Origin of the sequence: Endozoicomonas sp. SESOKO2, assembly GCF_024606245.1 — a bacterium.
Taxonomy (GTDB): Bacteria; Pseudomonadota; Gammaproteobacteria; order Pseudomonadales; family Endozoicomonadaceae; genus Endozoicomonas_A.
In genome coordinates this window covers 1-20,248 of sequence record NZ_JAHHPQ010000508.1, presented here as the reverse complement: position 1 = coordinate 20,248, position 20,248 = coordinate 1, and the positions used below count along the sequence as shown (strand labels likewise).

The window sequence follows — 20,248 nt, the reverse complement described above, 5'->3', positions numbered from 1 at the left end:
GACACTGGCTATCCACCACAAACAGACTCCCCGGGGACAGGCAAACCTATGAAAGTACTCATCATCGGCAGTGGCGGACGCGAACATGCGCTCGCCTGGAAAGCAGCTCAAGACGACAAGGTAGGACAGGTTTTTGTGGCACCTGGAAACGCAGGAACAGCTCTTGAGCAAGGCATAACCAACATCAGCATTGATGTTCTTGAACTCGATAAACTGGTTGAATTCGCCAGCGAAGAAAACATCGACCTTACCATTGTTGGCCCTGAAGCCCCTCTGGTGGCCGGTATTGTTGACCGCTTTGAAGAAGCCAACCTCACTATTTTCGGCCCCACTCAAGGTGCTGCACAACTGGAAGGCTCGAAGGCTTTCACCAAAGACTTCCTGGCTCGCCACAAAATCCCTACTGCCGACTATCAAACCTTCACTGACATTGATCAGGCCAAAGCCTATGTCCGTGAGAAAGGCACCCCTGTTGTCGTAAAAGCGGACGGACTGGCGGCTGGCAAAGGCGTCATTCTTGCTGACACAGAAGAACAGGCACTTGCTGCCATTGATGACATGCTGGCTGGCAACGCCTTTGGTGAAGCAGGACACCGGGTGGTTATCGAAGAATTCCTTCAAGGAGAAGAAGCCAGCTTTATTGTTATGGTGGATGGCAAAAACATTCTACCTCTGGTGACCAGCCAGGATCATAAAGCCAGGGATAACGGTGACAAAGGCCCTAACACGGGTGGTATGGGTGCATACTCGCCGGCACCGGTAGTGACTCAGAGCATTCATGAGCGCGCAATGGAGGAAGTGATCATTCCCACCGTGAAAGGTATGGCTGCCGAAGGTAACACCTACAAGGGTTTTCTTTACGCAGGCCTGATGATTGACGACAAAGGCACACCAAAAGTACTGGAATTCAACTGTCGTTTCGGTGACCCTGAAACCCAGCCCATTATGATGCGTCTGCAATCCAGTCTGACTGAACTTTGTCTGGCTGGCGCAACAGGAAAGCTGGATCAAATCCAGGCCCAGTGGGATGAAAGAACCGCACTTGGCGTTGTTATGGCCGCAGGTGGCTACCCGGAAAAGTACCACAAAGGCGACATCATCACTGGTATTGAGAAAGCCAACTCAACAGACTGCAAAGTGTTTCACGCCGGCACTCAGTTAAGGGGAGAACAAGTAGTGACCTATGGCGGTCGCGTACTCTGTGTCACGGCTCTGGGCAGCAGCGTCAGCGAAGCGCAGGACAAAGCCTATCAGGCCTCCTCAAAAATTCAGTGGGATAATGCTTACTTCAGGACAGACATTGGCTATCGCGCTATAGCCAGAGAACATTAAGTATTTGATGCTTTTCAGATGGAGCGAACAGCCTACCCGCTCCATCAGCTGATCACACTTCACCCCATCTAAACTAGCGTCCACCGAACAATAGAATAAAAAACTCATAAAGCTTCTATCTCCAGAGCACAAAAACCTTCAAAGTAAAGTTATATAAAATTGCAACGATTCCACTTTTCCGCAAGCCAGCTTAGGGTATACTCACTACCAATCGAAAAATGGAATTTTCAATAAATATTATGTGCGCTGTATTCAACCGCCTGTTATCGATTGCCCCCCACCCCTCCTCAGGCACAGAGTCGATGTCGCGCCTTCGTATCAAGGTTGGGTTGTGGATAAGAGCAGTATTACTAATGGTTCTGGTTACCACCTACAGTGCGAAAGTATTCAGCCTTGATCAGATCACTCATCAGCAGCCTCAAAAAGTTTCCATCAATCTTGAGTCTTTCTCCAGAATTTTCATTGATCCGGAAAGTTCACTCGATTTAGATCAGATCAATGATCTGGATTACTTGTTTCGTTTTGCTCCCTGGCAGAGGAAAAGCCTTTACTTCACCAGCCAGAAAGGCACAGCCTGGATCAAGATCTCACTGCCCAAAGACATCAACGTTAAGCCTATACCCATTCTCTGGCTTCAACCACCACCCGGCGTATCGCTAACTGCGTATATTTCAGGCCCAAAACATTACAGGCAACTTCCAGATAGACGACAGCCCGGCAGCAATGTTTATCTTTATAATCTGATGCCCTTTGTGGATAAAACACTGGATTTATTTATTGAGATACCCGCAAGCGCCTCAGGCAACCTACACGCCTCTCTGAAGTCTCCCAGTGCAGTTCTCAGCGATCTGGCATTCACTCACTGGCAAAGCGGTTGGCTGCTGGCTCTGTTTTTCGTCATGATGATTATGAATGCCATTAACGGGTTTAAATTTCATCAGAAGGCTCATATCTATCTGGCCGGCTTCTGCTTTATGGGCACGATATTTTTGATAAGCTGGCAGGGATTATTTCATATCAGCAAGTTCGAGTCAGGATGGCTGCAAAACTTGATGATGAACGTTTCACTGATCGTTGGAACCATTCTGCTCAGTCAATTAGCTCGCGCCAGTTTGACGGGAAAGAGCGTTAAACTCATCTACTGTTTTAACACGCTCTCCATCATCTCGACATCATTACTGATACTTACTTTGACAGGCACCTCTGCATCCCTGGAGCACAGTCTGATACTCAACCTGCTGACGACTCAGATCATCTGGTATTGCAGCCTGTTCGTCAGAGTACCCGGTGCACTGAAGATTCCTGCCTGGATTACCACCCCTTATGCCCTTGTCCACCTGTTAGCCTCACTGGCTATTCTGGGCGTTTTCGATTATAACCCCACTGCCGCCACTTGGATGCTGCTTCAAGCAACTTCGTTAACCATTCTTGCCTCCAGCTTTTATTTTGGTTACCAGAGACGTCTGCCAAAGGGAGCAAAGCTCGCACAGGAACCACCACTCAGCCCGGCATCCAAAACCCAAATGACAAAAGATAAGAGTCTATTTAACGCTTTGGGCCATGAACTCAGAACACCTTTAAATGGCGTACTGGGGATGTCTGAACTACTCCGAAGCACACAGCTGACCCCCAAACAGGAAAACTATGTTGAAACCCTGAGATATGCAGGCAACGAGCTCAGCAATCTGATCAACCTGCTTTCTGAAGCCTGGAAACTTGAGCAAAACGAAGCCAGCCTTGAGATCAAACCCTACGATATCAATGAGTTTCTGAACGACTGCCTCATTAAATTCCGGTTACGGGCAGAGCAACTGAATACTGAACTGATCAGCTTTGTGCACCCTGATGTCCCGGATATCAGTGAAACAGATACACGTCAGCTATCACTCATTTTAGAAGGCGCCCTGATTCATATCTTTCGCCAAACAAAAAACAGTGAAATAATGATTTCCGTCAGTCAGAACGCCCAGCTGCCAGACTCAGAACCGAACAGGCAGAATGAAAGTAAAGACGGCTACATTCTTTATCAGATCAGTTACAGTCAGGGGAAACAAGCTCTGAACCTTCCGGGTAACATCAGTGGACTCAGTTACTCTGAAGCGAAAAAACAGGCCAACATCAGCATACATCTTTACATTACCATCCAATTAATTGAAGCCATGTCCGGGCACTTTGGCATCATGAATCAGGGCAACACGCATATCTGGTTTGCCATTCCACATAAACAACAAACAACAAACGCCATTCGTCGGGATGAACAACCGCTTTTCTATCACAAAAATATCAAGGCACTGATTGTTGATGACAATAAAACCTGTAGACAGGTTCTGGCCCAACAATGTGCACTGATGGGCATCAATACACTGGATGCTGAAGACGGTCGGGAAGCGCTGGCTATGATTCGCAACGAAGCCTACCTGGGAAGAGCCTTCGACGTGATCATACTTGACCACCATATGCCGGGTATGAATGGCATCCAAATGGCTGAAAGACTCCAGGAAGAGAGTCAGATGGAGATCCCAAAAATCATCATGCTCACCGGTGCTACAAACCCACCAGGAAAACAACATGCGGATAGATTGAGGATCAGTCAATTCCTGACCAAACCCACTGAATCCAAAACGCTCAAGAAGACAATTTCACAGGTTCTGGGAGAACCCCATCAGGATAAGAATGAGACAGCCTGATGCCAGAAGACATCAGGCTGACGAATACGGTCAATTATTGTGCATGGTATCGGACTGACAGTTCGTGGACCGCATCGACAAAGGCTCTTGCACGATCAGGTTCGACAAACTGATGAATGCCGTGCCCCAGATTGAAGACGTGACCCTCACCCGGTCCGAAACCTCTGAGAATTTTAGCCACTTCTTCTCTTATGCGCTCTGATGATGCATAGAGAACCGATGGGTCCATATTTCCCTGCAACGCGACCTTATCCCCTACACGACGACGTGCATCAGAAATATCGGTCGTCCAATCCAGGCCCAGAGCATCCGCACCGGTTGCGGCCATAGATTCGAGCCACTGACCACCATTTTTGGTGAAAAGAATGACGGGCACCTTTCTACCCTGATGTTCTCTGATCAAACCTGAAACAATCTTCTCCATGTACTTTAAGGAAAATGCTCTATAGCACTCAGGAGAAAGCGCCCCACCCCAGGTATCAAAGATCTGGACGGCCTGAGCTCCTGCTTTAATCTGGGCATTCAGATAATGTGTCACAGAGTCTGCCAATACATCCAGCAATTGAGACAACATCTGGGGCTGATCAAACATCATCGCTTTTATACGACGAAAATCTTTACTGCTCCCCCCCTCAACCATGTAGGTAGCCAGAGTCCACGGACTGCCGGAAAAACCAATCAGAGGCACACGACCATTGAGCTCGGAGCGGATAGTGCGTAACGCATCCATGACATAGCCCAGATCCTTTTCGGGATCCGGAACAGACAGTGCTTCAACATCGCTCGCTGTTCGAATGGGCTTTTTAAACCTCGGGCCTTCTCCCGTCTCAAAATACAACCCCAAGCCCATTGCATCCGGGATGGTGAGGATATCTGAAAAAAGAATGGCCGCATCCAGGTCAAAACGCACCAGTGGCTGAATGGTTACTTCACAAGCCAGCTCAGGATTCATACAAAGCGACATAAAATCACCCGCTTTGCTCCTAAGCTCCCGATATTCAGGCAAATAACGTCCAGCCTGACGCATCATCCATACGGGGGTGACATCAACAGGCTCTCTCAGCAGAGCCCTCAGTAAGCGATCATTTTTCAGCTCGGTCATGGGGTTTCCAGAATTCAGGAACAATGCAATAAGCCGTAAGAAGATCCGGGCAAGCGCTTAGAGTCTGCCCAAACCGAAAAAGCTACGATGTTAGAAAATAAAAGGGGGAGAATACTCATTCCCCCCCCTAATGACAATCTTCCACTGCTCGAGAACATTCATCCTGATAAGCTCTCTGCAGGATCAAACATCCAGATAGTCCATAATGCCCTCAGCCGCCTGACGACCTTCCCAAATCGCTGTAACCACCAGATCAGAACCACGAACCATATCCCCACCGGCGAAAACTTTAGGATTGGAAGTCTGAAACTTATACCTGGCCTGCTCAGGCGCAACGACTCCACCCCACTCATTCAGTTGAATATCATGGGACCCGAACCAGTCAGCAGGACTTGGACGAAATCCAAAAGCAATCAATACCGCGTCGGCTTCTAATATTTCCTCACTGCCCGGAACCGGCTCAGGACGACGACGCCCTTGCTCATCAGGCTCACCCAGCTTGGTGGTGATAACTTTGACACCTTCTACCTTACCGTTACCGACAATCTCAACAGGCTGACGATTGAACAGGAACTTGACACCTTCCTGTCTGGCATTAGCGACTTCACGTCGCGAGCCCGGCATATTCTCTTCATCACGGCGATAGGCACAAGCGACCGACTCAGCCCCCTGACGGATGGAAGTACGGTTACAGTCCATGGCCGTGTCACCGCCACCGAGAACCACGACACGTTTTCCTTTCATGCCGATGAAATCAGACGCTTTTTTTTCAAAACCCAGGTTGCGATTCACGCTGGAAATCAGGAATGGCAGAGCATCATGAACGCCAGGAAGGTCTTCACCCGGGAACCCCCCTTTCATGTAGGTGTAGGTTCCCATGCCCATAAATACGGCATCGTATTCTGCCATCAGATCTTCCATCAGGACATCTTTACCGATTTCAGTATTCAGCCTGAATTCAACACCCATTTCCGTGAACACTTCACGACGACGGGACATCACTGATTTCTCAAGCTTGAACTCAGGGATACCAAACGTCAGCAGACCACCAATTTCCGGGTTTTTATCAAATACAACAGGTTTTACACCGTTTCTGACCAGCACGTCTGCACAGCCCAGACCCGCAGGACCAGCACCGATCACGGCTACTTTTTTATCTGTCCACACCACCTTGGACATATCCGGTCGCCAACCCAGGGCCAGCGCCGTATCGGTAATATATTTTTCAGTAGCGCCAATGGTTACAGCACCAAACCCGTCATTCAGGGTGCAGGCACCCTCACAGAGTCGGTCCTGTGGACATACACGACCACAGACCTCTGGCAGACTATTGGTCTGATGAGAAAGCTCAGCGGCCTCAAATAAATTACCCTCTGAAACCAGCTTCAACCAGTCCGGAATGTAGTTGTGCACAGGGCACTTCCATTCACAATAAGGGTTACCGCAGGCAAGGCAGCGATGAGATTGCTGCTTAGCCTGTTTTTCACTGTAGGACTCATAGATCTCTACAAAATCATTCTTGCGAACCTGTAGGGCCTTTTTTTCCGGATCTTCTCTTCCTACTTCGACAAATTGAAAATGATTGTTAAGTCGGTTGTTAAACTGTGACATGAATTTGACCTCATTCGCTGATTGTTTTTATAACGCTCATGCCGCTGCTGCATATGCTGCTTATTACCATCTCTTGGCTGCAGCGCACATGGCTGTTCTAAAGACTTTTCTTGCAAGCGGTTGCAAGCACCCTACTCGGGACGCCCACGTGTACTCGCCAGCAATGAGTCCAAACTGGCCGCCTTTGGCTTCACCAGCCAGAAACGACCCCGATAGTCGTAAAACTCCTCCTGAAGTTCACGCCCCCATTCACTGCCTGTCTCTTTTACATACTCATCCAGAAGACCCATCAGGTGAGACTGATAGTCCTCCATGGATTCGGTATCAATTCGGTGAATATCTACCAGTTCGTGATTATAACGATCAACAAAGTTACGTTTCAGATCTAGCACGTAGGCAAAGCCACCGGTCATACCGGCACCAAAGTTGTGTCCTGTTTCGCCCAGTACCACCACCAGACCACCTGTCATGTACTCACAACAGTGGTCCCCTGCACCTTCGACAATGGCAGTAGCCCCGGAGTTCCGAACACCAAGACGCTCACCGGCACGGCCAGCGGCCAGAAGGCGTCCACCGGTAGCGCCATAAAGAGAGGTGTTACCGATGATAGAGGTTTCGTTAGAATTGAAAGCACTCCCCCGGGGCGGACGGATAATCAGGTTGCCGCCTGTCATGCCTTTACCCACGTAGTCATTAGCATCCCCTTCCAGACGCATATCCAGACCGCCCGCATTCCAGACACCAAAGCTCTGTCCGGCAGTACCTTTCAGGTTGAGCTTAACCGGACTCTCTGCCATCCCCTGATTACCATGACGTTTGGCAATCTCACCCGACAATCTGGCACCAATTGAACGGTCACAGTTGCCCACCGTGAACTCAAACTCGCCTCCCTCGCCACTTTCGATAGCGGGTAGACAGGCTTTAACCATTACCTCTGCTAACTCACCCTTGTCATAGGAAGGGTTACGCTCAACCTGACAGGTATGAGGCTTGTCTTCGGGAATCAGATCGTTGTGGACAATGGGTGTCAAATCGAGGCCTTTTTGCTTGTCTGTATCACCAGGAAGCAGCTCCAGCAACTCTGTTCGGCCAATGACGTCTCCAAGACTTTTAGCTCCCAACACGGACAACCACTCACGAACCTCTTCAGCCACAAAAGTGAAGAAGTTCATGATCATCTCAACCGTGCCGATGAAGTGATTTTCTCTCAGATGCTGGTCCTGAGTTGCGACGCCGGTTGCACAGTTGTTCAGGTGGCAGATTCTGAGGTACTTACATCCCATAGCAACCATCGGTGTGGTACCAAAACCATAACTTTCAGCACCCAGAATGGCGGCTTTTACGACATCAAGGCCTGTTTTGATGCCACCATCGGTCTGAAGACGAACCTTTCCGCGCAAATCGTTCGCTCTCAGTGCCTGATGAGCCTCTGTCAGACCCAGCTCCCAAGGAGAACCTGCATATCTGATAGACGTCAAGGGACTGGCAGCAGTGCCTCCGTCGTAACCAGAGATGGTAATGAGATCAGCATATGCCTTGGCAACACCCGCAGCGATGGTGCCGACACCGGGCTCTGATACCAGTTTTACGGAGACCAGCGCATCAGGGTTCACCTGTTTTAAGTCGAAAATCAGCTGAGCCAGATCTTCAATCGAATAGATATCATGGTGCGGTGGCGGTGAAATCAGTGTCACACCAGGTACCGAATAACGCAATCGGGCAATCAGCTTGTTCACCTTGCCACCCGGCAGCTGCCCCCCTTCACCTGGCTTGGCACCCTGTGCCACTTTAATTTGCAGAACATCCGCATTGACCAGGTAGTGGGGCGTCACACCAAAACGACCAGAGGCAATCTGCTTTATTTTAGAAACCCGGTTAGTGCCAAAGCGTGCTTCGTCCTCACCCCCTTCACCTGAGTTGGAACGACCGCCCAGACGGTTCATCGCTTCAGCCAGAGCTTCATGGGCTTCCGGAGACAGGGCGCCAAGACTCATAGCTGCAGAGTCGAATCGTTTGAGAATATGGGTAGCAGGTTCAACTTCATCGATAGCCAGAGCTTTATCGGCCTTTTTGAGGCCCATCAGATCACGCAAGGTAGCAACCGGCCTTTCGTTTACCAGTTTGGAGTAACGACGAAACTCTTCATAATCACCTGTGGACACTGCTTTCTGAAGCTGCTGAACGACGTCAGGATTGAATGCGTGATACTCACTGTCGTGCACATATTTAAGAAGGCCACCCTGCTGAATGGGCTTCCTCTTCTTCCAGGCGGTTTCAGAGAGTAACTGCTGATCTTGCTGAATCGCATCAAAACCAGCTCCTTCAATACGACTCTGAACACCCTTGAAACACAGGTCAACGACTTCAGAAGAGAGACCAATGGCTTCGAACAGCTGCGCAGCACGATAGGAAGCAATGGTAGAGATCCCCATCTTGGAGAGAATCTTCAACAGCCCTTTATCGATGCCCTTGCGATAAGCTTTGTAGGCATCCAGAGGATCCGCCAGAACCTCTCCGGAGCGAATCTGGTCATGAATAATTTCGTAAGACAGGTAGGGATAAATAGCCGTAGCACCGAAGCCCAGCAATACCGCGAACTGATGAGAATCTCTGGCGGTGGCTGTTTCTACCAGTATATTGGCATCGGATCGCAGGCCCGTATCAATCAGTCTGTGATGAACTGCGCCTGTAGCCATAGCCGCATGCACAGGCAGCTTTTCATCATTGATATCCCGATCACTCAGATGAATCAGTGCCTTGCCGTCTCTTACAGCCTGCTCTGCCTGAGCACAAATGCGCTCTATAGCCGACCTTAAACCTTCTTCAGGCTTGTAATTGATGTCGATGTAAGCCACATCAAGGTCATCATGCTGATGATGAGCATTGATCAGATTCAGGAATTTGGTCGTCGACAGCACTGGCGATTTGAGTACCACACGACCAGCATGTTCAGGGGTCTCTTCAAATATATTTTTCTCACGTCCCAGACAGGTTTCCAGGGACATAACGATCGCTTCACGCAGAGGATCGATAGGTGGATTCGTGACTTGGGCAAACTGCTGCCTGAAGTAGTCATACACGGAACGCACACGACCTGACAATACCGCCATTGGCGTATCGTCGCCCATTGAGCCTACCGCTTCCTGTCCGCTCTCAGCCAGAGGACGGATCACCTGATCACGCTCTTCAAAAGTCACTGAGAACATCTTCTGATGAACCTTCAGTAGTTCTGAATCCAGATGCTCAATTTTGTGATCTTCATCCCTGAATCGGGAACGGATACGATAAGCATTCTGTTTCAACCACTTCTTATAAGGCTGTCGAGTCTTCAGCTGCTCATCAATATCATGGGCCTGAAGCAATTCGCCTGACTCAACATCAATGGCCAGAACTTCACCCGGACCAACACGACCTTTGGCCACCACATCTTCAGGCTGATAATCATAAACACCCACTTCAGAAGCAACGGTCAGATAGCCGTTTTTAGTAATAACCCAGCGGGAAGGGCGCAGACCATTGCGATCCAGTGCACAAACAGCACGACGACCGTCGGTAAGCACCAGACCAGCAGGACCATCCCAGGGCTCCATGTGCATGGAGTTGAATTCATAAAATGCCCTGAGACCGGGATCCATGGTATCAACATTCTGCCAGGCAGGCGGAACCAGCATTCGGATAGCCCGGTACAGATCAACACCACCGGTTACCAGAATTTCAAGCATGTTGTCGAGGCTGGATGAATCGGACCCGGTTCGGTTGACCAGAGGAGAGATCTGATCCAGATCGGGCAGAAGCTCAGATTTGAATTTGTTTCGACGAGCCTGTGACCAGTTTCTGTTACCGGTGATGGTGTTAATTTCACCATTATGAGCCAAGAGACGGAAAGGCTGAGCCAACTTCCAGCGTGGCATGGTGTTTGTAGAGAAACGCTGATGGAATACACAGATTGCGGTTTCAAACCGGGGGTCACCCAGATCTTGATAAAAGTTAGCCAGATCTACAGGCATCATCAGACCTTTGTAGGTCACGACCTGAGTAGACAGGGAACAGATATAAAAGTCCTGATCCTGCTCAAGCGCCATATTGGTGAAGCGACGGGCCATATAAAGACGGGCTGAAAACTCGGCTTCCTCCAACTCGCCCTGATGACCTACAAACACCTGTTCAATAACGGGTAGCTGATCCAAAGCAATAGGGCCAAGACACTCACTATTGACCGGCACCTTTCGCCAGCCAAGCACTACCAGGTTTTTCTTTTCCAGTTCAGCTTCGAGTTTTTTTCTGGCATGATCGGCGACGGATTCATCCTGACTCAGGAATAGCATCCCCACAGCGTAAAGGGCTGGAAGATCTTTACCCAGTTGCTCTTTAACGACAGTGCGGAAGAAGGTATCAGGTGTCTGAATCAACAAGCCACAACCGTCGCCTGTTTTACCATCTGCAGCAATACCACCACGGTGCGTCATGCAGGTAAGTGCTTCAATCGCGGTTGTCAGGAGATTATGACTCTTCTCTCCTTCCATGTGGGCAATCAGCCCGAAACCACAGTTATCCCTGAACTCCTCAGGATTATACAGACCTGGTTTCATAAGCACTCTCTCATCGTCAGTTATTATAAACCTTGAAACTTCTGTCACTCTGGAAACCTGCTCGCTCAGACTCCCGGACTATCGTTGTTCTCATTTTGTCCAAGGCACTTTATTCTGTAAAAATGCAGCTCTCCCACATCCCGCTGCTGTCTTGACACTGTGATGCTGGCTGCATTTATGGCTCAGGTTGTAGCGGTTGTCTTGCAGGACAACCACAACCAAAGAATATTTATTCGTTTTTATGGATTTTAATTCAAAAAAGAGTACAAAAAAAGAGTGTACTCCCTACTACTACTTCATGAAAAACAGGTCGAAGTTGCAGACATTCAATCTCGCCACAAAAGACGAGGGGCTGACCATTTTACACGGCCAACCCCTCGATCACAAATACACAAAAAGAACAATAAGCAATAAGCTCTATATTCTGCACACCTCATTCAGCATCTTATTAAGCACAACCCGGTCAAACTGGTCTGTCACAACCGCTTTACCGATCTGCTCTAAAAGCACTAGCCTCAATTTTCCATCCAGCACTTTTTTGTCGACGGACATCAGTTCAATAAAGCGACCGGGTGACATGCCCTCAGGAGGCTCTACCGGCAGATGTGCGGCTTTGAGCATAGCCACGACCCCCTGTAGTTCTTCTCTGGTAATCTGACCCAGTCGGCAGGAGAGTTCAGCAGCCATCACCATACCGACAGCAACCGCCTCACCATGCAGCCATTCGCCATAACCCGTGTGCGTTTCAATAGCATGTCCGAAGGTGTGGCCCAGATTTAAAATCGCTCTGAGCCCAGACTCTTTTTCATCTTCTGCCACCACCCAGGCTTTGTCAGAGCACGAACGATGAATCGCATAAGTCAGCGCCTTCTGATCCCTCGCCATGATTCGCTCAATATTTGCTTGCAGCCACTGATAGAACGATTCATCACATATCAGGCCGTATTTGATCACTTCGGCAACGCCAGCGGAAAACTCCCGGTCAGGGAGTGTATTCAAAGAGTCTGTATCGATGAGGACAACATTGGGTTGATGGAAAGCACCAATCATATTTTTGCCCAACGGATGATTAACGCCGGTTTTCCCGCCAACAGAAGAATCTACCTGGGACAGCAGAGTGGTTGGAATCTGAATAAAATCAACGCCACGCTGATAGGCTGCTGCTGCAAAGCCTGTCATATCACCCACCACACCACCACCCAGAGCGATCAATGTGGTTTTACGGGTATGACGAGCTTTAAGCAAGCCGTCAAACACTTTTTCAAGTGTGCTCAGATTCTTAAACGCTTCTCCATCAGGTAGCGTGACTTCCAACAGGTCAAAGCCCTCCAGCAGGCTACGCACCTTGTCCAAATAGAGAGGAGCAATGGTTTCGTTAGTGACAATAGCCACTTGCTGCCCCTTGATATAGGGCTTGAGCAACCCGGGTCTGGCTGCACCCGCATAAAGGCCTGAACCAATATAGATGGGGTAGCTTCTCTCACCCAGATCCACATTCAGTTCAAGGATGTCCGACTCCTGCATCAAACGTCTCTCTCTTTCTGAAAACCTTTATTGATTAACTAATCCAAAGGCTTTTTCTTTGCTTACGGCAATTTGCCAACGGTTCGGATGATTTCGTTGATCAGTGCTTTAGGTGATAGTAACTCTGTATCCAGCTCGACATCGGCAATACTGGAATAGAGTGGCGCTCTCTCATTCAACAGCTGCGTCAGCACTTCCTCACGATCAGATCTCTGCAACAAGGGTCTTTTCTTGTCTTTCTCAGTTCTGACCAATTGTGCTGCTACTGATGCCTTGAGAAAAACAACCACCCCATTGGTACCCAACTGCTGGCGATTTTCCAGTCGGGTCACAGCTCCACCCCCCGTCGCAAGAACAATACCCTGCCTGGAACAAAGATCCTGTATTACCTGTATTTCACGCTGCCGAAAGCCCTCTTCGCCCTCGACATCAAAAATCCAGGGAATTTCAGCACCACTGCGCGCCTCAACCTCATGATCTGAATCAAAAAAAGGCAGCCCCAGCTCTTTGGCCAACATTCGCCCGATCGTACTTTTACCGGCCCCCATAGGGCCTACCAGATATATATTTCTCAATGGCATTGTCTTTGTTAGCCCGACTTCCTGCCTGCGTGTGAGGCTGAGCCTAGCGCATCCTGAGTCATGCTGACAACAAAAAACGGGAGCTTTCACCCCCGTTTTTTGTCAAATGAACGCATGGCTCAATTCATAGACAATTCAAGGCAGCCACTCTTCTGTCATGATCTCTTCAAATGACCAAGGGCAACTCTCCGGATAACTATCATCAGTCAGCCAGTTTTGTTTTGGCAGATAGTCATTCATCTCTCTTATTGCACGCTTCTTGCCTTCTCTGTAGGCCGAGACATACAGCTCATCCAATCGAGACTTTAGTGATGGATTAGCAAGCAATACTTTGCCAGCATCGTCCCTGGCATTGCGAATACGCCCAAACCAGGATCGGAACACTTTGGGCTCGGGCATATGAGGGTTCAGGATATAGGTCTGATACTGATACTTCAGTAAGTGTTGCAACAAAACCACCAGATGAGACTCCAGCGACCTTGGCTCACTCTTACCCATACCCTCAACTTCCTCAATGAGATTATCCAGGTCAAGCTCATCAAACTGACGGTTTTCCAGAAGTTTTTTCTGTTGCTGAACCCAGCCAAAGTAATCTGTGTCGTACTGATTACCGGAAGCGTTAACCATATCCTTTTCCTCCAAATGCGCCGTTTATTCTGGCAACCAGTTTATCTCCATCACCTGATCAAAAGACCAGGGACACTCTTTTGGAAAGCTGTTCTTGTCCAACCTTTTGCCTTCTGAGCGAATGTACTTGTTCAGCTCTTGCACAGCATCTTTTCTTGCATAGAAATACGCTTCAGCCAGTGCTTCATCCTTGATCTTGTTCAAATAAGGACTTTTTCTGAGCAACGTCTTAATCTCAATCCTTGGGTTAGTGATGCTGGGCAGCCAGGTATGAATGACTTTGTCCTGCACCCAGGGGTCTTGCAGAACCCTGAGCTGATAATCGTATTTGAGCAGATGGAGCAACAGGATAATCAGATGGGACTCAAAGCTGTTTCGCTCACTTTTACCCATTTCCCCAACTTCCTCAATGAGATTATCCAGGTCAAGCTGATCAAACTGACGGTTTTCCAGAAGTTTTTTCTGTTGCTGCACCCACTGGTAATAATCAGAGTCGAACAGTTGATTGGAGCGGCCATCCATAACAAGATTCCTCTATCAGTGCGGAGTCCATTATAGGGCATTTTTTTGGAAGTGATCCCGGAAGGTCTTAGCCTTCCGGGATGGGAGAATTAACGGAGGGTAAAATTGTCGCTGATCACTCGAGGCGTGATAAAAATCATCAGCTCGGCTTTTTCATCTGAGCTGGTATCTTTTCTGAATAGTCGTCCTACATAAGGAATATCACCCAACACAGGTACTTTAACCGTCCCATTTTTCTTCTCCTGAGTGAAGACCCCACCCAGAACAACCGTTTCACCATCTCTGACCAGCACCTGAGTACTCACTTCATTTTTATTGATGGTAGGTACTCCATTTGGCGCATCAGTACCCTGAGAGTCATTGGTGACCGTCACATCCATAATAATACTGCCCTCAGGAGTGATCTGCGGTGTGACCTCAAGGGAAAGCACCGCATCCTTGAAGGCTACAGAAGTTGCACCGCTGGATGTTTTCTCTTCGTAAGGAATTTCCTTACCCGATTTGATCACTGCTTTAGTCTTGTCTGCGGTTATCACTTTTGGCTGAGAAACCGTTTCTCCTCCACCATCAGACAAGATGGCAGATAACTCAAGGTTCAAAATAGTGCTATTGGTTGCAAAGCCAATGGCCAGAGTAGCGGCATTAGCTCCGCCTACACCAAAGTCCATAAATGGGTTGCTACCCACACCGGCTGAAGGTGTGCCCCCGTCATTTCCTGCGTTAGTGCCACTGCCACCAATACCAATAGCCCGATTCGAGTCATTCGATGTCAGATCTGTTGCTCCACTCCACTTTACACCCAGATCGCGGGTAAAATCAGAGTTCATATTGACAATACGAGCCTCAATCATCACCTGTCTGACGGGAATATCAAGACGCTGAATCAGGGCACGCAGCTCATCCAGCTTTTCCTGAGTATCTTTAACCAGAAGACTATTGGTGCGGGCCACTACCTGAACCGAGCCACGCTCAGTCAGTAGACTGGTCTCTTCCCCTTCACCCGCCAGAACCTCTGCTATCTCTGAAGCATCAGCGTAATTGATCTGAATAAGATCGGTGTAGACAGGCGCCAGCTCGCGAATCTGTTTGTCATTCTCCAGTTGCTGACGCTCTCTGGCTGCAATCTCTTCGGCCGGAGCGACGGTCAGAACATTACCTTCAAGCCGTTTGTCCAGACCTTTTGATTTAAGAACGATGTCCAGAGCCTGATCCCAGGGCACATTCTGAAGACGCAGTGTCACATTACCACTGACCGTATCTGAAGCCACCAGGTTCAGATCAGTAAAATCAGCAATCAACTGAAGAACAGCACGCACTTCGATATCCTGAAAATTCAGGGACAACTTGTCACCCTTATAGGCCAGACCTTTACGGTCACGACCATAATCTTTACTGGATACCGGCTTAACACTCACTGTCAGTGTGTTATCAGCCTGATAAGCAAGGTAGCTGTAATCCCCCTTGGGCTCAATCACAATCACCGCATTCCCGTCTTCGACCTTGGCATCAATGAATTTAACGGGAGTAGCGAAATCAATGACGTCCAGACGGTTGCGTAAGCGGCCTGGCAGTACATTCCCCTGAAACTCCAGACGAATGCGACCACCCAGCTCATTCATATCCATAGGAATGTTAGGATCTGCGAGCGTAATGACAACATTACCCTCACCTTCTTCACCCCTCTGGAAATCAATATGGGTAATGCCATGACTGGCAGGGTCAGCCAGAGGTGCACCAGAACTGGCCACCGTTGGAAGAGCAGAACGGGTATTGGAATCTTCTGCTCCTACATAAACATAAAGCACGTTGCCGTCTGCTTTAGTGGAAAAGCCAGCAGCTGTTTTCAAATTAACAACGAGCCGGGTTCTGCCCCCGGCTTCAAGCACTGTGACACTCTCTGTGTTCTGAAATCCAACTTCGTTATACTTGGGCAGATCACTGCGAGTGAATGGCAGATCCAAAGAAATTCTGGGGGGCTGCTCTATTGTGTAGCCCTTGGCCTCAGGTGCTGGACCATCAAACATCAGACGCAGCTCTACGATATCCCCTGGCAGGGTACCTGCGTCCATTTTCTTGAGTGTTACACCCCAGACAGAAAGCGGCAACCACGCCAACACCACATACAGTAACATTCGTACTGCGCTCGCTTTCAAAACGGGCTTATTATTCATCTACTTGACCCACTTAGCATTTTAGAATTGTTGTTCTAATCGGCATGACATCAGAAAAATCCAGTTTTCTGCGGCGATGTCGCCTACCTTGTTATAACAGCCATAGAAACTCTTTATTAGAGTGAGCATTTCAACGAACACCATAATGAGAGCCATACCTTGTATGCCCGCCATCAAAAAGAGACGTAACTTGTGAGGTATGTATGGCAAAGCGGGAAATCCATTTCGAAACTGATCGGACTATCCTTGCAAATACATGTCTAACGATCAGGGTTGACCAAGATCCAGCCTCAGGCTTCTGGGTCTTTCAATCCAGACGTCAGAGCCCGCAGGCACAATCTCGACAATTCTCAGTTCACTGTCATCAATGTAAGTGATTCGACCGTGGTTTTTACCCAGATAATCACCCACCCTGACCCGGTGAATACCATCGTCACCACGAATCAGCCCCCAAAGGCCAGCGTCGTTACTGATAGAGCCCACCAGGGCAAAGGTTTCGATATCGAACTGTTCCAGATATTGTCTGGTCCGACTATTGTCCGGTTTGACATTACTGCTGAGCGCCAGGTCAGAGGCCTTCAACTTAATTGGCGGCTCAAAGGGACTTCTTAAACCAGAAGCACTATAAGTAAATGCTTCGTAGGGAGTAAAAGTGGGCAGCGGATCAATTCTTCCGGTAGGCTTGGACTTCATCTCGGCCATGAACTGGTCAAGATCATTGAAGCCACTGTTACCGGAACAACCCACCAACGCAACACCGACAGAAGCAATCATAAGTCTTTGTAAATACTTCATTACTCAGACTCCTTGTCGTTGTAGCGATAAGTTCTGGCCAGAATCTCCATTTTAAGAATCTGCCCATTTTTTTCCGGTGTGATAGAAAAGTCATGAAGCGTCACAATTCGTGACAAACTAGCCACACCACTGACAAAATTGCCAATATCGTGATAGTTACCACTCACCGAAATACTGATAGGAAGCTCAATATAAAACTCCGTAGCTTTTTCCGGCTGCAACTTGATGGTATCAAAGGTCAGACCCGCACCACGTCCGGTAAAAGTAATATCTTCCAGTAAACCGGGCACCTCGGTATCACTCGGTAACTGTTTTACCAGCGCACCAAATGAAGCCTCCATCTCTCTCATCTGGGCCCGGTAAGCATCCAGATTCGCAGCCTGAAAAGCCTTAACCCTGAATTGATCCTTCAGCTCTTTCTCTTTTGCAATAACAGTGTCGTAAGTTTTCTGGAGATCACTCAAGTGCAATTGATAACCCAGAAAAAATACCAGTCCCAAAGTCAACACACAGGCAACAATCCTGACCGGCAATGGCCAGGCACCTACATTTTCAAAATCCAGTTCAGCCAGATCCAGTTCATTCAGTTTTTTAAGAGAGTCTGCGAAGCTCATGATTCGTCACCCCCTTCTTTCCCGGGTGATGTTCGAATCACGGTCAGATCAAATTCATTCATCCGGTCTCCGCCGAGTGTCACTTTTCGTACGGCGGTCAGATTAGGGTCAGCAAACCATTCGGAGGCATCAAAATTACGCATCAGGCTGGAAATACGATTATTCGACTCGGCGACGCCCACCAGCTTCAGAGTATCTCCCTGAAACTGAAGGCTCTTGAAGTGAACCCCATCAGGAATCAATCGAGCCAGCTGATCAAATACCTGAACAATGATGGGTCGGTTACCCTGCAGATTCTGTATGACCTCCATTCGCTCCAGAAGCTGGACTCGCTTCTCTCTGAGGCCTTTGATCTCAGCAATACTCTTGTCGAGTTCAACAATTTTATTCTGAAGGAACTGATTCCTGCTTTGCTGATGGCCGATGGCATTAGCGGTATAGAGATCAGCCATGAAGATCATGGCACCACCTGCCAGAATAGTCATCATCCAGGCTACCACAAAGCGTTTTTTGCGCTCTTCACGAAGTTGCTCACGCCAGGGGAGAAGGTTAATCCTTGCCATCAGTCAAAACTCCTCATGGCTAACCCACAGGCGATCATCAAAGCCGGAGCACTGCCAGTTAATTTACTGACATCCACTTTTGAAGATAGCGCCATTTTGGCAAACGGATTGGCCAATAACGCCTGCGTTCCAAGCTTGTCCTGAATCAGAGCAGCAAGACCCGGAATAGAAGATGTTCCACCGGCCATCAGAATGGCATCAACATCATTGTATTGACTGGAGGAATAGAAAAACTGCAGGGACCGGGAAACCTGTTGCACAACTGCCTCTTTGAAAGGCTCCAGCACTTCAGGTTCAAAATCGTCCGGAAGCCCCCCTTCACGTTTGGATTTCTCTGCTTCTTCAGGGCTGAGACCATAGCGTCGCTGAATCTCATCAGTGAGCTGTCGACCGCCAAACAATTGTTCTCTGGTGTAAATAGTCTGCCCATTGCTCAAGACACTGATGGAAGTACTGCTGGCACCAATGTCAACAATGGCAACCACCGGATCTTCCTCCGGCAGCTCCAGCATATCACTGACCAGCTCGAAGACTCTTTCCATGGCGAATGCCTCGACATCCACCACTTTGGCTTTCAGACCACCAAGCCCAAGAGCTTCTTCACGCATTTCGACATTATCACGACGGCAGGCGGCAAGGAGCACCTCAGCCCGCTCAGGATTATTTTCCTTCAAACCAAGGACTTCAAAATCAATAGCCACTTCGTCTAATGCGTACGGAATGTACTGATCGGCTTCTACGGTAATTTGTGTTTCCATCTCGTCATCACTCAGGGAAGAATCCATCTCGATGGTCTTGGTGATGACAGCCGAACCGGAAACAGCCACTGCGGCGTTTCTCACACTGCTGCGACTGCGAGAAACAGCGCGCCTGATAGCCTCCCCAACAGCCTCTGGCTCCTGAATAACATTTTCTATCACAGTTCCAGGCGGCAAAGGCTCTTCACCGTAGGCTTCGATTCGGTATCCCTTGCTGCCACGACCCAGTTCGAGAACCTTCACTGAGGTTGAACTGATGTCCACTCCAAGGACAGCACTTGTTTTATTATTAAACAGCCCAAACACAGATGCGATTCCTGCTTTTTCACCATGGAGCGCCGGTTCGATCAACATCAACACCTCGGCGCTTGTCGCTCATGGCGGCTTTAGTTATAAAAATTCCCTATTTTTTTATTTAATAACAGTCCGTTCAATTGCGCAACGAAAGCAACCTTTCGAATTCACTTTATTTTGAGCAGATCACGCTAAGCGCCTTCCCGCGGCTACTTTTCGCTCAACACACCCAAAAACAGAGCCTGACGGTTTAACCACTTCGCCATGATCGTTTCGATAAATGTTTATCAGCAATGACAGAAATACATCGTCCAGCCGGCACAGCCCTGAGCTCAAAACCCCTTCACCCCATCCGGGTTAGAGAATCATTCTCACAGTAACGCAACGCAAAACCGAACATTACATTAACTAACGATCCATATCCTAGCAGCCTGTCGGACTTAAGGCTGTCCTACTGCTGTTGCAATAAATTGGTCTA

14 protein-coding genes are annotated in these 20,248 nt (G+C 48.7%); 2 read left to right on the top strand and 12 right to left on the bottom strand.

What is annotated here, in order from left to right:
* Positions 1-48: 48 nt before the first annotated feature.
* Both purD and KDK17_RS11680 read left to right on the top strand, forming a co-directional pair.
* Complete coding sequence (gene purD, locus KDK17_RS11685) at positions 49-1,332, top strand: phosphoribosylamine--glycine ligase (RefSeq protein ID WP_257275725.1); 1,284 nt, start codon at positions 49-51, stop codon at positions 1,330-1,332.
* Positions 1,333-1,634: 302 nt separating this feature from the next.
* Positions 1,635-4,019 (top strand): response regulator, encoded by a 2,385-nt coding sequence (locus tag KDK17_RS11680; RefSeq protein WP_257288148.1) that lies wholly within the window; start codon positions 1,635-1,637, stop codon positions 4,017-4,019.
* A gap of 34 nt (positions 4,020-4,053) precedes the next feature.
* On the opposite strand, the gene hemE is transcribed toward KDK17_RS11680, so the two are convergent.
* The 12 genes from hemE to KDK17_RS11620 all read right to left on the bottom strand — a co-directional run bounded on the left by hemE (position 4,054) and on the right by KDK17_RS11620 (position 19,830).
* A complete protein-coding gene (hemE, locus tag KDK17_RS11675; RefSeq protein ID WP_257279853.1) occupies positions 4,054-5,121 on the bottom strand; it encodes a uroporphyrinogen decarboxylase in 1,068 nt (355 codons plus the stop codon).
* A gap of 183 nt (positions 5,122-5,304) precedes the next feature.
* Positions 5,305-6,732, bottom strand: a complete 1,428-nt coding sequence (locus tag KDK17_RS11670; RefSeq protein ID WP_257275722.1) for an FAD-dependent oxidoreductase — start codon at positions 6,730-6,732, stop codon at positions 5,305-5,307.
* A 131-nt stretch (positions 6,733-6,863) separates the two neighbouring features.
* A complete protein-coding gene (gene gltB, locus KDK17_RS11665; protein ID WP_257288147.1) occupies positions 6,864-11,321 on the bottom strand; it encodes a glutamate synthase large subunit in 4,458 nt (1,485 codons plus the stop codon).
* A 417-nt stretch (positions 11,322-11,738) separates the two neighbouring features.
* Positions 11,739-12,830, bottom strand: a complete 1,092-nt coding sequence (aroB, locus tag KDK17_RS11660) for a 3-dehydroquinate synthase (protein WP_257279890.1) — start codon at positions 12,828-12,830, stop codon at positions 11,739-11,741.
* A 77-nt stretch (positions 12,831-12,907) separates the two neighbouring features.
* Positions 12,908-13,426 (bottom strand): shikimate kinase AroK, encoded by a 519-nt coding sequence (aroK, locus tag KDK17_RS11655; protein ID WP_257275719.1) that lies wholly within the window; start codon positions 13,424-13,426, stop codon positions 12,908-12,910.
* Between the two features lie 135 nt (positions 13,427-13,561).
* Positions 13,562-14,053, bottom strand: coding sequence for a DUF29 domain-containing protein (locus tag KDK17_RS11650; protein WP_257275718.1), 492 nt, complete (start codon positions 14,051-14,053; stop codon positions 13,562-13,564).
* Positions 14,054-14,077: 24 nt separating this feature from the next.
* Positions 14,078-14,575 (bottom strand): DUF29 domain-containing protein, encoded by a 498-nt coding sequence (locus KDK17_RS11645; protein ID WP_257275717.1) that lies wholly within the window; start codon positions 14,573-14,575, stop codon positions 14,078-14,080.
* A gap of 89 nt (positions 14,576-14,664) precedes the next feature.
* Positions 14,665-16,746 (bottom strand): type IV pilus secretin PilQ, encoded by a 2,082-nt coding sequence (locus KDK17_RS11640; RefSeq protein WP_257275716.1) that lies wholly within the window; start codon positions 16,744-16,746, stop codon positions 14,665-14,667.
* A gap of 267 nt (positions 16,747-17,013) precedes the next feature.
* The gene (locus KDK17_RS11635; RefSeq protein ID WP_257275715.1) at positions 17,014-17,541 is read right to left on the bottom strand and encodes a pilus assembly protein PilP; all 528 of its coding nucleotides are present in this window, start codon (positions 17,539-17,541) and stop codon (positions 17,014-17,016) included.
* Positions 17,541-18,155, bottom strand: coding sequence for a type 4a pilus biogenesis protein PilO (locus KDK17_RS11630; RefSeq protein WP_257279856.1), 615 nt, complete (start codon positions 18,153-18,155; stop codon positions 17,541-17,543). The genes KDK17_RS11635 and KDK17_RS11630 overlap by 1 nt, the downstream gene beginning before the upstream one ends.
* Complete coding sequence (locus KDK17_RS11625) at positions 18,152-18,718, bottom strand: PilN domain-containing protein (RefSeq protein ID WP_257279857.1); 567 nt, start codon at positions 18,716-18,718, stop codon at positions 18,152-18,154. The genes KDK17_RS11630 and KDK17_RS11625 overlap by 4 nt, the downstream gene beginning before the upstream one ends.
* On the bottom strand, positions 18,718-19,830 hold the full coding sequence (locus KDK17_RS11620; protein WP_257279858.1) for a pilus assembly protein PilM: 1,113 nt from the start codon (positions 19,828-19,830) through the stop codon (positions 18,718-18,720). The genes KDK17_RS11625 and KDK17_RS11620 overlap by 1 nt, the downstream gene beginning before the upstream one ends.
* Positions 19,831-20,248 lie beyond the last annotated feature (418 nt).